7 protein-coding genes are annotated in these 14291 nt (G+C 70.1%); 5 read left to right on the forward strand and 2 right to left on the reverse strand.

What is annotated here, in order from left to right; all coding sequences use genetic code 11:
* Positions 1–3: 3 nt before the first annotated feature.
* Complete coding sequence (locus OMP43_RS10110; RefSeq protein ID WP_280279602.1) at positions 4–1482, forward strand: amidohydrolase; 1479 nt, start codon at positions 4–6, stop codon at positions 1480–1482.
* Positions 1483–2229: 747 nt separating this feature from the next.
* Here the strand turns inward: OMP43_RS10110 and OMP43_RS10115 are convergent.
* Both OMP43_RS10115 and pal read right to left on the reverse strand, forming a co-directional pair.
* The gene (locus OMP43_RS10115; RefSeq protein ID WP_280279603.1) at positions 2230–3531 is read right to left on the reverse strand and encodes a glycosyltransferase family 1 protein; all 1302 of its coding nucleotides are present in this window, start codon (positions 3529–3531) and stop codon (positions 2230–2232) included.
* Between the two features lie 67 nt (positions 3532–3598).
* Entirely contained in the window at positions 3599–4117 is a 519-nt protein-coding gene (gene pal, locus OMP43_RS10120) for a peptidoglycan-associated lipoprotein Pal (protein ID WP_280279604.1), read from the reverse strand.
* Between the two features lie 247 nt (positions 4118–4364).
* Between pal and OMP43_RS10125 the strand changes: the two genes are divergently transcribed.
* The 4 genes from OMP43_RS10125 to OMP43_RS10140 form a co-directional block, all read left to right on the forward strand.
* The gene (locus OMP43_RS10125) at positions 4365–5867 is read left to right on the forward strand and encodes an ATP-binding protein (protein WP_280279605.1); all 1503 of its coding nucleotides are present in this window, start codon (positions 4365–4367) and stop codon (positions 5865–5867) included.
* On the forward strand, positions 5864–6544 hold the full coding sequence (locus OMP43_RS10130; protein ID WP_280279606.1) for a response regulator transcription factor: 681 nt from the start codon (positions 5864–5866) through the stop codon (positions 6542–6544). Before OMP43_RS10125 ends, OMP43_RS10130 begins: the two co-directional genes overlap by 4 nt.
* Positions 6545–6625: 81 nt before the next feature.
* Positions 6626–8257, forward strand: coding sequence for a Na+/H+ antiporter (locus OMP43_RS10135; protein ID WP_280279607.1), 1632 nt, complete (start codon positions 6626–6628; stop codon positions 8255–8257).
* A 375-nt stretch (positions 8258–8632) separates the two neighbouring features.
* Positions 8633–14291, forward strand: a 5659-nt coding sequence (locus OMP43_RS10140) for an Ig-like domain-containing protein (protein ID WP_280279608.1), incomplete at its 3' end; no start/stop codon positions are given.

The raw sequence follows: 14291 nt of genomic DNA on the forward strand, positions 1-14291 counted from the left end.
GAGATGACGATCAAGACCGCGCTGCTGCTCGCCGCCGCGCTCGCGCCCCTGTCCGCCCATGCGCAGGGCGTGCCCGAGGCGCAGCGCAGCGCCATGCTCGCCGCCATCGACAAGCATGCGCCCGAGCTGGAGAGCACCGCCAAGACGATCTGGGGCTGGTCCGAAGTCGGCTATCAGGAGAACAAGTCCTCCGCGCTGCTCCAGGCGCGGCTGAAAAAGGCCGGCTTCGCCGTCACCCCCGGCGTCGCCGGCATGCCGACGGCCTTCGTCGCCAGCTTCAAGCAGGGCTCGGGCCCGGTCATCGGCATCCTCGCCGAATATGACGCCCTGCCCGGCCTCGCCCAGACCACCGCGCCGACCAAGACGGCGATCCCCGGCAAGGCGGCCGGCCATGGCTGCGGCCATAATCTGTTCGGCGCGGCGAGCGTCGAGGCGGCCATCGCGATCAGGGAATGGATGATCGCCAACAAGGTGCAGGGCGAGCTGCGCGTCTATGGCTCGCCCGCCGAGGAAGGCGGCTCGGGCAAGGTCTATCTCGTCCGCGCCGGCCTGTTCGACGATGTCTCGGCGGTGCTCCACTGGCATCCGGGCGACGCCAACGGCGTCTCGACCGGCAAGAGCATGGCCAATATCTCCGGCAAGTTCCGCTTCCACGGTATCAGCGCCCATGCGGCGGCATCGCCCGACAAGGGGCGCTCGGCGCTCGACGGCGTCGAGGTGATGGACGTCGCGGTGAACTTCATGCGCGAGCACATCCCGTCCTCGACGCGCATCCACAACATCATCACCGCGGGCGGCGAAGCGCCGAACGTCGTGCCTGATTTCGCCGAGAGCTATTATTATGTCCGCAACGTCGATCCCGCGATCGTGCGCGACGTGTGGGCCCGCGTGGTGAAGGCGGCCGAGGGCTCGGCAATGGCAACGGGCACCACGGTCGACAACGAGATCACCGGCGGCGTCTATTCGATGCTCGCGAGCGAGACCCTCGCCAAGGTGATGACCCGCAACCTCGACGCGGTGGGCGGCGAGCAGTGGACGCCGCAGGAGATCGCCTGGGCGACCGAGCTGCAGAAGACGCTGCCGACGCAAAAGCCGCTGGATTCGGTGCGGCAGACCAGCTCGCGCGAGCGCGGCCCGGACGGCGGCGGCTCGACCGACGTGTCCGACATCAGCTGGACGGTGCCGACGATCGGCCTCAACGCCGCCACCTGGGTTCCCGGCACGCCCGCGCACAGCTGGCAAGCCGTGGCGGCATCGGGCTCGTCGATCGGGATCAAGGGCGCGGCAGTCGCGGCCAAGACGCTCGCGCTGACGGCGGCGGACCTGTTCCTGAGCCCCGAGACGCTGGCGGCGGCGAAGGCCGAGCTCGACAAGGCGCGTGGCCCGGCGTTCCGTTATGACGCGCTGCTGGGCAAGCGGGCACCCGCGCTCGACTATCGCAAGCCCACCCCCGCCTGGGAAGGCACGGCGAAATCGAACTGACCCGATGACCGGCCGGGGGTGAAGGCATCGCCTGGGTTGGGCCCTATATTCCCTCGACCGTCATCCCCGCCACCCCTTCAACCGTCATCCCCACGCAGGCGGGGATGACGAGAGCGGGAATATGAGTCCGCAACCTAGGGTGGAACCCATAAACGACCGCTTTCGGTATATCGGATTAATCGGCCGATCTTGGGTGGCTAGCTGCCATTGCCAGCCATGATTGCTCGTAACTCGCTCAAGCCTGCGAGTAGACGCTGCCGCTTACTGATCACCATCAGCGTTCGAGCATGACGCCTACTGACATTCTCGACTGATAATCGCACGCCGCTTCTCCAAAGCAGCAAGCTGCTCACCTAGGTACGCGCGCTCTCTATCCAATTCGGTCGTGTGATGACGTCCGTTCCGGCTGAACGTTCTCGTTTGTCCTCGGATAAAGGATTGGCGTTCGTCGACCAAGCGGAGGGCAAGTCGGCAATCCTTAGCATCGCGCGCGCGGACTAGGGCGCGGACGAATACTCCTTCGGATCGGAGCTGCTCGACAGTTTGCGCGTGCGATCTTTCCGCGCTGAGCCCCAGCACGACGGCGCACGCTAGGAAGATCGGCTGCTTCACGTCGTGTCTTTCTAGTGCCTAGGTTCCGGCGATTTCGTCCGCCGCCGATGCAATCGATCGACCGTTGGTGACACTCTTTCTGAACCTCCGCAATTGGGGGCGTTTGCCGACAGGCCGCTTTTGTGAGTCTACGACCTAAGCGGCGGCGCTTACCCTGCGACGGGTGCCGAGCAGATCGGCATAGCTGGCGACCACATTGTCCAGGATCTCGGACCAGCGATAGCCCCGCGCCTCGGCATGGGCCGCCGCCGCCATCGCGAAGCGGAGGTCCGGGCGCTCGACGAGCTGCGCCACGGCATCGGCAAGACGGCCCGCCTCGGGCGCCGTCAGCAGGCCGGACCTGCCGGAAGCGATGAGCGCGCGGGCGCTGCCCGCATCGGCGCTGACGACCGCGAGGCCGGAAGCCATCGCCTCCAGGTTCACATTGCCAAAGGCCTCGGTCATGCTCGGATTGATCAGGATGTCGGCGCTCGCCACCGCGCGGCCCAGCGCGGGACCGTCGAGATGGCCGGCGAAGACCGCTTCGGGCAGCAGGGCCCGGAACCGCGCCTCGGCCGGCCCCGCGCCGACGATCAGCGGGCGGAGCGGATAGCCGCGATCGCGCAGCGCCTGGATGGTATCGGCAAAGGTGGCTATCCCCTTCTCGATGACCAGCCGCCCGAAGAAGATCGGCACGATCTCGTCGTCGCGATATCCCAGGCCGCGCCGCCAGTTCAGGTCGCGCAATGCCGGCGAGAAGGCCGCGGGATCGACGCCACGGCCCCAGATGGCGATGTCCTCGCCCGGCACGCCCATCGCCACCAGGCTCTCGGCCGAGGCGGCGTTCGGTGCCAGGACGCGATCGCTCGCGCGATAGAAGCGCTGCAGCCGGCGCTCGCCCCAGCGCCGCAGGACGCCCAGGCCATAATAGTCGAAATAGGTCTCGAACCGGGTGTGCAGGCTGGCCACCACCGGCACGCCGAGCCGGCGCGCCAGCTTCTGCGCGCCAGTGCCGAGCAGGTCGGGCGCGGACACGTGCACGATGTTCGGCGCGAAGCGCTCTACATCCGCGCGCACCGACGCCGGCAGGCCGAGCGCCACCCGGAACTCGCTGCGCCCGGGAATCGGCACCGACGGGACCGACACGAGATCCCCCGCGGGCGCGAAGGCCGGATCGGCGATCGTCGGCGAATAGACCCGCACGGCGGCGCCGCGCGCGAGCAGGTGATCGACGAGCCGGTTGAGCGCGCGATTGGCGCCGTCGCGCACGCAGTTATAGTTGCCCGAGAAGAGCGCGATCCGCATGCCGGCGGCGGGCATGGCGTCATTGGCAGGGCGCGTCGCGCCCGGCTCGCACGCGGCCGAATCGGACGGCCCCATCGAGCGGACCAGGGCAGGACGCCCGCCCCGCGAGGCGGGCGGGCCGGCGCTGCTAGGGTTGACCAGTGACATCTTCATCTTGGACAGTCAGATAACATGGATCGCCCGCGGAACGATGACGTTCCCCCGGGCGGCCCCATATTCCTTACGGCAGATGAATGACGACTGACACGGCACGCCGATTCTGGGCGTGCGAGGCTTCGTCGGAGCCCAGCGCCTCGGGCCGTTCCTTGCCATAGGAAATGGTCGTGATCCGGTTCGGCGCGATTCCCTGCAGCGCCAGGAAGTCGGCCGCCGCCCGCGCGCGGCGATCGCCCAGCGCCAGATTATACTCGCGGGTGCCGCGCTCGTCGGCATGGCCCTCGACCAGGAAGCCCACGCGCGGATGCTGGCGCAGCCACTGCGCCTGGCGCGTCAGCGTAGCGCGCGCTTCGGGGGAGAGGCTGAAGGCATCGAAGGTGAAGAAGACGCGATCGCTGCCCGCGCTGGCCACCAGATCCGCCTGCAGCCGCGCCAGCGCCGGATCCTCGCCATTCTCGACATAGGGCTCGCCACCGCCAACCGTGCTGGATCCGTCCGCCGCGTTGCCGGGGTGCGCTCGCTTGGCGCAGCCGCCAAGGGCCACCGCACCCATCATCACCGCCAGCACGAATTCCCTACGCATAACTTCTCCAAGAAATGTTTCGGAAACATCCCTAGAGAAGCTTGGCCCGCGGGCGTTACTATAGGTTTTTTATGCATGGACCGGGATCGGCCGCCGCCATAGGCATTCGGCGAGAGCGCGCTATTGCACCCCCTCATGCAAGCCTCCCCCCAAGAGAGGCGCGCGTTCCCACCGCGGCGGCGGGCACATTGGGCTCCCGGCCCCGGCCCGCCGCCCGGACCAACCCCTCGCGGGTATCAGGAGCTCGATGACGACCGGACGACCAAATCCCCTCATCGGCTTCCTGACGGCACGGCTGCATCTCGATCGCGCCGGCCTGTTCCGCACCGCGATCGTCCTCACCCTGTCCGTGATAGCGGCGTTCGCCGTCCATCCGCTCGGCGAAGTCGCCGCGGCGCTGGTGTTCGTGCTCGGCATCACGGTTGCCGGCGCGCTGAGCGGCCTCGCCTCGGCGCTGATCGCCGCGCTCGCCGCCTTTCTGATCTACAATTTCTACCTGACCGAGCCGGCCCTCACCTTCCGGATCGTCACGGGCGGCGATCTCGCGCCGCTCGTCGTGTTCAACCTGTGCGCCCTGGTTTCCGGCGTGCTCGCCGGGCAGCTGAAGGACCATGCCCAGGCTGCCCGATCGAGCAATCTCCAGCTCAACAGCCTGCTGGCGCTGAGCCAGGAACTCCAGTCCGCGGCCCGCCCCGCCGATGTCGTCGTCACCGTCGAGCGGGCGGTGCACCGGATCCTGGGCGCGCGGGCGACGCTGTTCCGGGTCGATGACGAAGGGCTGCGCTGCCTCTCGCCAATGCCCTGCGCGGCGAGCTGGCACGATTTCGCGGACGGGGTCGCGCACCAGCCCCAACCTCCCGCGGACAGCCCGCTGATCGGCCGGCGCCTCGAACTCGCCAATGCGCCGCTCACCGTGCTCGTGCTCGAGCCGCTGCGGCCGGGAAAGATCAAGCCGGCCTTCATCGACGCGGTCGCCAACATGGTCGCCCTGGCGCTCGAGCGCGCCGCGCTGTCCGAACAGATCACCGAGCGCAGCGCCGTCGCCCGGGCCGAGAAGCTGAAGAGCGCGCTGCTCGCCTCGGTCAGCCATGATTTCCGCACGCCGCTCACCGCGATCAGCGCGTCGGCGTCGAGCCTGATCGCCTATGGCGAGAAGCTCGACGCGGAAACCTCCGCGCGCCTGCTGCGCGGCGTGGTCGACGAGTGCGAGCGCCTCAATCGCTACACGGCCAATCTGCTCGAGATGAGCCGGATGGAAGCGGGCGGCATCGCCCAGCCGCTCCAGATCCTGGGCGCCGCCGAAATGGCCGGCGCGGCGCTGCACCGGATCCGGCCCCGCGCGGGCGGGCGGCAAGTGACGCTGCACGCGCCGGACCCCGACCTGCCGGTCGCCGCCAATCCCGCTCTTTTCGAGCTGGTGCTGCTCAACATCCTCGACAATGCGATCCTCTACAGCGACGAGGGCGCCCGAGTGGAAATCGCCATCTCCGCCGAGGACGGTGCCTGCCGGATCGACATAGCGGACAGCGGCCAGGGCATACCGGAGCACGCGCTCCAGCGGGTGTTCGAGCGTTTCTACCGCGCCGGCAGGCCCGACGCGACCGGACGCGGCAGCGGCCTGGGGCTGGCGATCGCCAAGGGGTTCGTGGAGGCGCTGGGCGGCACCATCCACGCGACCATTCCTGGGCTGGACGACCGCGGCACCCGCATCATCATCCGACTTCCGCTCGCCGAGGCAATGCAAGCATGACCAATATCCTCCTCGTCGATGACGAGCCCGCGCTGATCGCGGTGCTCGAACCGGTGCTCGGCGCCGAAGGCTATAGCGTCGCCGTCGCCTCGGGCGGCGTCCCGGCGCTGCGCATGGCCGAGGACATCAAGCCCGAAGTGGTACTGCTCGACCTCGGCCTGCCCGATATCGACGGCAAGGACGTCATCCGCGCCCTGCGCGCGACGAGCGAGGTGCCGATCATCGTCATCTCCGCCCGCCATCAGGAAGCCGAGAAGATCGCCGCGCTCGATCACGGCGCCGACGACTATGTGAACAAGCCGTTCGAGATCGGCGAGCTGATGGCCCGCATCCGCGCGGCGATCCGGCGCAGTTCCAGCCTGAAGAACACGCCCGCCACCTATCGCAGCGGCCCGCTGGAGATCGATTTCCAGGCGCGCCGCGTGTCGCTGGGGGGCGATGTGGTGAAGCTGTCGCCGAAGGAATATGACCTGCTGCGGACGCTGGCGCTCAGCGCCGGCCAGGTGGTGACGCACAAGCGGCTGCTCGCCGTGGGCTGGGGCAGCGATACCGCCGACAGCCAGTATCTGCGCGTCTATATCGGCCTGCTCCGCCAGAAGATCGAGGAGGATCCGAGCGATCCACGGCTGCTCGCGACCGAGCCCGGAGTCGGCTATCGGCTCGCCAGCGCGAGCTGAATTCCCGCCCCATCTCCGGCGCGCGCCGGTACAAGCAACCTAGCCGCGGGGCCGCCGGGCCGCGCAGAACGAGGCAGAGCCGTGGAAACCGTTTCGATCATCCTGTTCCTCCTGCTCGCCGTCGTCGTCAGCGGCGCGGTCGCGCGCATGCTGCCGTTCGGCGTGCCGACCCCGCTGGTGCAGATCGTGCTGGGCGCAGCGATCGGCCTGTCCACCTCGCACCGCGTCGAGCTCGATCCCGAGCTGTTCATGTTCCTGTTCCTGCCGCCGCTGCTGTTCTTCGACGGCTGGCGCATCCCCAAGGACGAGCTGTTCAAGGACCTCTCCACCGTGGTCGAGCTGGCGCTCGGGCTGGTGCTGCTGACCGTGATCGGCATGGGGCTGCTGATCAACTGGATGATCCCCGCCATGCCGCTGGCGGTGGCCTTCGCGCTCGCGGCGGTGATCTCGCCCACCGATCCGATCGCCGTGTCGGCGATCGCCGCGCGCGTGCCCATCCCGAAGCGCATGATGCACATCCTCGAAGGCGAATCGCTGCTCAACGACGCCTCGGGCCTGGTCTGCCTGCGCTTCGCCGTCGCCGCCGCGCTGACGGGCAGCTTCTCCGCGGGCCAGGCGGCGCTGACTTTCCTCTGGGTGGCGGGCGCCGGGCTGGCGATCGGCGTGCTGGTCACGCTCGCCGCCTCGCGCGCCAAGGCCTGGGTCACCCGGCGCTGGGGCGAGGACACCGGCTCGCAGATCCTCGTCAGCCTGCTGATCCCGTTCGGCTCCTATCTGCTCGCCGAGCATCTCCACGCATCGGGCATCCTGGCCGCCGTGGCGGCGGGCGTGACCATGACCTTCGCCGAAATCTCGCGCCAGGCGATGGCGGTCACCCGCATGCGCCGGAACTCGGTGTGGGACACGCTCCAGTTCACCCTCAACGGCGTGATCTTCGTGCTGCTGGGCGAGCAGCTGCCCGGCATCGTCGCGGGCGCCAAGCAGACCGTGCTGCTGACCGGCCATGCCTCGCCCTGGTGGCTGGCGGTCTATGTCGTGGCGATCGTCGCCGGGCTGGCGGCACTGCGCTTCGCCTGGGTGTGGACCTCGTTGCGGCTGACCATCCTGCGCAAGCGCGAGGGCAGCGAAACGATGCGGAGCCCCAATTGGCGGCTGGTCGCGGCGACCTCGTTCGCGGGCGTGCGCGGCGCGATAACCCTGGCCGGCGTGCTCACCCTGCCGCTGATGCTGCGGGACGGCACGCCCTTCCCCGCCCGCGACCTGGCGATCTTCCTCGCGGCCGGCGTGATCATCGTGTCGCTGGTCATCGCCAGCATCGCGCTGCCGATCCTGCTCAAGGGGCTGATCCTGCCCCCCGAGCCGTCCCGCCAGGCGGAGGAGGATTCCGCACGCGTCGCCACCGCCGAGGCCGCCATCCGCGCGGTCGAGCGGCACCAGCACGCGCTCGGCGAGGCGCATGGCGATCCCGATCTCTATGCGGCGGCAGGCGCGCGCGTCATGGGCTTCTATCGCGAGCGCATCGAGGGCCTGGGCGACGGCATGGCGGGCGAAGCACGCGCGCAGGAAAGGCTGGCAAGCGAGCTCAGGCTCGTCGGCATCCAGGCCGAGCGCGCGCGATTGCTGGAACTCGGCCGGGCGCGCGCGATCGGCAGCGAGACCGCCCGCAAGCTGACCCGCGAACTCGATCTCGCCGAGACACGGCATCGCGGCTGAAGACGAAATCTTCCACCGGCCAAGAAATATCGCCGGCTCCGGCGCGGAACCACCGTGCCCATCGGACACGCCCGCGTTCCGGTGGCCAAAAGGCCGGTGAAAAGCGCCACAGCCATGGCCAGGATTCCATCAGCACTCAGGTTCCGGTGACTGCCCGTAAAACAATCGGCGCCGAGCGATAGTCTCGTCGTCAAATAGATCGATTGATTCCGATTTCGGAAGCATTGCATCGAAATCGCCCTCTTGAGGTTTGAGCGATTTACCGGACCTTCTAACAACGTTTCGCAGGTTACTAAATTTAAACTAAATACTTGCGCAAATGTTAACCAGTCGGCTCCGGCGAAGTTGCGTGGATTTCTCTGGGAGGAGACTGTCATGCGTGCCGATGTGATCGATAAATCGACGGGTAATATTGTCCATGTTCCCGGGGACTCCATCGATCTATCCAGCCCCAGTGTGGTTCGGCTCGACATCGACCGGTCGCAGATCACCAGCCTGGAGCGGCAAGGCAACGACCTGATCGTGCATCTCGCCAATGGTGAGACGATCCGCGTCTCCAATTTCTATGTCCAGACAAACGGGGCGGCGAGCGATCTCGTCGTTCGCGAAGGCGATCACCTCTGGCTGGCGAATACGGCGGCGTCGGGACCGGCGCGCTTCGCGGCGCTGCACGGGATCGACGATCTCCTGATCGGAGCCGGGGCGGAGGCCGCGGCCGGCGGCGGAGGCGGCGCGCTGCTTCCGGTATTGCTCGGGGGCGTCGCCGTGGCCGGCGGCGCCGCGGCACTGGCGGGCGGCGGCGGCGGCTCGAGCCGTGGCGGCGGTTCCACCGCCACCGTGGACACCACTCCGCCCAGCGCCCCCACCGCGACGGTGAGCGGCAATGGCGCCAGCGTGACCGGCACGGGCGAGGCGGGTGCCACCGTGCAGGTGCGCGACCCCTCGGGCACGCTGCTCGGCAGCGGCACGGTGGGCAGCAACGGCAGCTACACGGTGACGCTCACCCAGCCCCAGAACAATGGCCAGACGGTCACCGTCACCCAGACCGATCCGGCCGGCAATGTCTCGCCCTCCACCACGGCGCATGCGCCCGACACCACCCCGCCGGCGGCGCCCACTGGCGCGATCAATCCCAACGGGACGATCGTCACCGGCACCGGCGAGCCCGGGGCGACCGTGACCGTACGCAACGGCAGCGACGCCGTGATCGGCACCGCCGTCGTCAACGCGCAGGGCAGCTATACCGTGACCCTGACCACGCCGCAGAACAATGGCGGCACGATCACCGTCGCGCAGACCGATCCGGCGGGCAACGGATCGAACCCCATCAATCTCGCGGCGCCCGACATCACGCCGCCCAGCGCGCCCACCGCGATAATGGACCCGCACACCTTCACCGTCTCGGGAAGCGCCGAGCCCGGCGCGACGGTGACGGTGACGGATGCCGACGGCCGGCCGCTGGGAGGCACCGTCGCCAATGCGGATGGCGGCTATTCGATATCACTGCCGCCCGCCGTGTTCGACGGCGAGCCGGTGACCGTGGTGCAGACCGATCCGGCCGGCAACCATTCGCCGCCCACCATCGTCACGGCGCCCGATCTCTCGCCCCCCGCCGCGCCGACGGCCAGCGTCACGCCGGACGGCACCTCCGTCACCGGCACCGGCGAGCCCGGCGCGACCGTCACCGTGCGCGACCCCGATACCGGCACGACGGTGGGTACCGCGGTCGTCGGCGCGAACGGCACCTACACGGTGCCGCTGGCCCCGGGCGTGTCGGACGGCGGCACGCTGACGGTCACCCAGACGGATCCCAGCGGCAATGTCTCGCCCCCCACGAGCGTGACGACGCCGGACGTCGTCGCCCCAGCGGCGCCCACCGCGACGATCGCGGCGGACGGCACGTCGGTCACCGGCACCGGTGAGCCTGGCGCCACCGTCACCATCACGGGTGCGGGCGGCGTGACCGTCGGCACGGCGGTGGTCACGGGCAATGGCAGCTATTTCGTCCCGCTCGCCCCGCCCCAGGCCAATGGCGGGACGCTGACGGTCGGGCAGACCGATGGCGCCGGCAACCATTCGCCGACCGTGAACCTGACCGCGCCGGACATCACCCCGCCCGCCGCGCCGGTGGCCAGCGTGTCGGCGGATGGCACGGCAGTGACCGGCACCGGCGAGCCGGGCGCGACGGTGACCGTCCATGACGCCGCCGGCAATCCGCTCGGCACCGCCCTGGTCGCCGCCAATGGCAGTTTCAGCGTCACCCTCACCACGCCCCAGGCCAATGGCCAGCTGCTGGAGGTCTCCCAGAGCGATCCGGCGGGCAATGTCTCGCCCGAAACAGCCGTGCACGCGCCCGACATCACTGCGCCAATCGGCCTGACGGCAGCGATCGGCGGCGGCGGCACGGTCGTGACCGGCAGCGGCGAGGCGGGCGCCACCGTCACCGTCCGCGATCCCTCGGGCACGGCGATCGGCACGGCGGTGGTCGCCGCCGATGGTAGCTACAGCGTCACCCTCACCACCCCGCAGACCAATGGCCAGTTGCTCCAGGTCACTCAGGCCGACGCCGCCCATAATGTCTCCACGCCGGTAACCGTCACCGCGCCCGACCTCACCGCTCCCGCCGCGCCGGTGGCCAGCGTGTCGGCGGACGGCACGGCGGTGACCGGCACGGGCGAGCCCGGCGCGACGGTGACCGTGCACGATGTCGCCGGCAATCCGCTCGGCACGGCGGTGGTCGCCGCCGATGGCAGCTTCAGCGTTACCCTCACCACGCCCCAGGCCAATGGCCAACTGCTGGAGGTCTCCCAGACCGATCCGGCGGGCAATGTCTCGCCCGAAACGGCCGTGCACGCGCCCGACATCACCGCGCCGCTTGGCCTGACGGCAGCGATCGGCGGCGGCGGCACGGTCGTCACCGGCAGCGGCGAGCCCGGCGCGACCGTAACGGTACGCGATCCCGGCGGCACGGTGATCGGCACCGCGACCGTGGCTGCGAATGGCAGCTATAGCGCAACGCTCACCACTCCGCAGACCAACGGCCAGCTGCTCCAGGTCACCCAGGCGGACGCCGCCCATAATGTCTCCACCCCGGTAACCGTCACCGCGCCCGACCTCACCGCTCCCGCCGCGCCGGTGGCCAGCGTGTCGGCGGACGGCACGGCAGTGACCGGCACCGGCGAGCCGGGCGCGACGGTGACCGTCCATGACGCCGCCGGCAATCCGCTCGGCACGGCAGTGGTCGCCGCCAATGGCAGCTTCAGCGTCACCCTCACCACGCCGCAGGCCAATGGCCAGCTGCTCGAGGTCTCCCAGACCGATCCGGCAGGCAATGTCTCGCCCGAAACGGCCGTGCACGCGCCCGACATCACCGCGCCGATCGGCCTCACCGCGGCAGTGAACGGCATCGGCACGGTGGTGAGCGGCAACGGCGAGGCGGGCGCCACCGTCACCGTCCGCGATCCCTCGGGCATGGCGATCGGCACGGCGGTGGTCGCCGCGAACGGCAGCTACAGCGTCACCCTCACCACTCCGCAGACCAACGGCCAGCTGCTCCAGGTCACCCAGGCCGATCCGGCAGGCAATGCCTCCACGCCGGTACCGGCCACCGCGCCCGACCTGACTCCGCCCGCCTTGCCCACCGCCACGATCTCGCCCGACGGCACAACGGTTACCGGCACCGGCGAGGCCGGCGCGACCCTGACCGTGCGGGGGCCGTCCGGCACGGTGCTCGGCACCACGACCGTGGCCGCCGACGGCAGCTATTCGGTCACGCTGTCCGTTCCCCAGACCAATGGCGAAGTGCTGACCGTCCGCCAGACCGATCCGGCGGGCAACCCCTCGCCCGACCTGCATGCGACGGCGCCGGACATCACCGCGCCGACCGGGCTCACCGCCACGGTCAATGGCAATGGCACGATCGTCACCGGCACCGGCGAGGCTGGCGCGACGGTGATCGTCCACGATCCCTCCGGCGCTGCGATCGGCACCGCCGTGGTCGCCGCCAATGGCGCCTATGCGGTGATCCTGACCACGCCCCAGGCCAATGGCCAGCTGCTCGAAGTCACCCAGACCGACACCGCCGGCAATCTTTCGGCTCCGACCCCGGCACTGGCGCCGGACATCACGCCGCCCGCCGCCCCGGTTCTCGCGATCAGCGCCGACGGCACCACCGCGACGGGAACGGGCGAGCCGGGCGCGACGGTCACGGTCACCAGCGCCTCCGGCGCCGTCCTCGGCACCGGACCGGTCGCGGCCGACGGTCACTTCTCGATCACGCTCACCACGCCCCAGGCCAATGGCGGCACGGTCAGCGCCACCCAGGCCGATGCGGCGGGCAATGTCTCGCCTCCCGGCACGGCCAATGCGCCGGACATCACGCCTCCCGCGGCCCCGGTCGCCACTCTCGATGCCACCGGCGCGGTCGTCTCGGGCACGGGGGAGCCGGGAGCCACGGTCGTGGTACGCGACCCTTTCTCGACGGTGATCGGGACAGCGACGGTGAGCGCGGCGGGAACCTTCTCGGTCGTCCTCTCCACCCCGCAGATCGACAGCCAGGTGCTGAGCGTGACGCAGACGGATGCGGCGGGGAATGCCTCCCCGGCCTTGTCGCTTACCGCACCCGATCTCACCGCGCCGCCCGCACCTGTCGGGACGGTCGCGGCGGATGGCGCCTCGATAACCGGCACGGGCGAAGCGGGGGCGACCCTGGTCGTCACCGATCCGACTGGCCTGCACATCGGGACCGTCGTCGTAGCTTCGGATGGCACCTTCACCACCACGCTCGTCCCGCCACAGACTAACGGGCAGTTGCTCGGCCTCGTCCAGACGGACGCCGCCGGCAATGCCTCGCCCCAGGGGAGTGCGGTCGCCCCCGACCTCGTCCCGAACGATTCCCCTGGGGCACCCACCGCGACAGTGGCGGCCGATGGCGCGACCGTGTTCGGCACGGGCCAGGCCGGCGCCACGGTGAGCGTGACCGGCCCCAACGGCGCCGTGATCGGCACCGCGACCGTCACGCCCGGCGGCACCTATGTGGTGATACTCACCACGCCCCAGCTGAACGGCGAGACGCTGCACGTCACCCAGGCCGATGCGGAAGGGGACGTTTCGCCGCCGGCCACGGCAATCGCGCCCGACCTGACTCCGCCGGCTGCGCCGGTAGCGGCGATCGATGCGACCGGCACGATCGTCACCGGCACCGGCGAACCGGGCGCCACGGTGCGCGTCGCCGATGCGAGCGGCACCGTGCTCGGCACGGCAACCGTCGGCGCCAATGGCAACTATACCGTCGTGCTCGGCACGCCGCAGACCAACGGCCAGGCGCTGTCCGTCACCCAGGCGGACGCCGCCGCGAACGTCTCGCCCGCCGTGCCGATCACGGCGCCGGACACGACGCCCCCCGCCGCGCCCACCGCCACCGTGTCGGCGGACGGCGCCACCGTCACCGGCACCGGCGAGCCCGGCGCCACCGTCACGATCACCAATGCCGCGGGCACCCCGATCGGCACCGCCACCGTCGCGCCCGGCGGCACCTACAGCGCCACACTCGCGACGCCGCAGACCAATGGCGAGACGCTGACGGCGATCCAGCGGGACCCGGCGGGCAACGCCTCGCCCTCGGTCACGGCGACCGCGCCCGACACCACGCCGCCGGCCGCTCCGGCCGCCACGGTCGATGCGACCGGCACGCTCGTGACCGGCACCGGCGAGCCTGGCGCAACGGTGACGGTGCGGGACGCGGGCGGCGTGCCGCTCGGCACCGCCCTGGTCGCCGCCAATGGCAGCTATGTCGTCACGCTTTCCACCGCGCAGCTCAACGGCCAGCATTTGCAGGTCACCCAGGCTGACCCGGCAGGTAACGTCTCGCCCGCGACGCCGGCGACGGCCCCCGACATCACCCCGCCGCTCGCGCCCACCGGCACCGTCTCCGCCGACGGCACCGCCGTCACCGGCACCGGCGAGCCCGGCGCGACCGTGCACATCCTCAACGCCGCCGGCACCGAGATCGGCACCGCCACCGTCGCCGGCAACG

This window comes from Sphingomonas sp. CBMAI 2297, assembly GCF_029870595.1.
GTDB lineage: Bacteria > Pseudomonadota > Alphaproteobacteria > Sphingomonadales > Sphingomonadaceae > Sphingomonas.

Bases quoted from the DNA above. Each gene is read 5' to 3' on its own strand.
- OMP43_RS10110 (WP_280279602.1), top strand. From the start codon at position 4: ATGACGATCAAGACCGCGCTGCTGCTCGCCGCCGCGCTCGCGCCCCTG.
- OMP43_RS10115 (WP_280279603.1), bottom strand. From the start codon at position 3,531: ATGAAGATGTCACTGGTCAACCCTAGCAGCGCCGGCCCGCCCGCCTCG.
- pal (WP_280279604.1), bottom strand. From the start codon at position 4,117: ATGCGTAGGGAATTCGTGCTGGCGGTGATGATGGGTGCGGTGGCCCTT.
- OMP43_RS10125 (WP_280279605.1), top strand. From the start codon at position 4,365: ATGACGACCGGACGACCAAATCCCCTCATCGGCTTCCTGACGGCACGG.
- OMP43_RS10130 (WP_280279606.1), top strand. From the start codon at position 5,864: ATGACCAATATCCTCCTCGTCGATGACGAGCCCGCGCTGATCGCGGTG.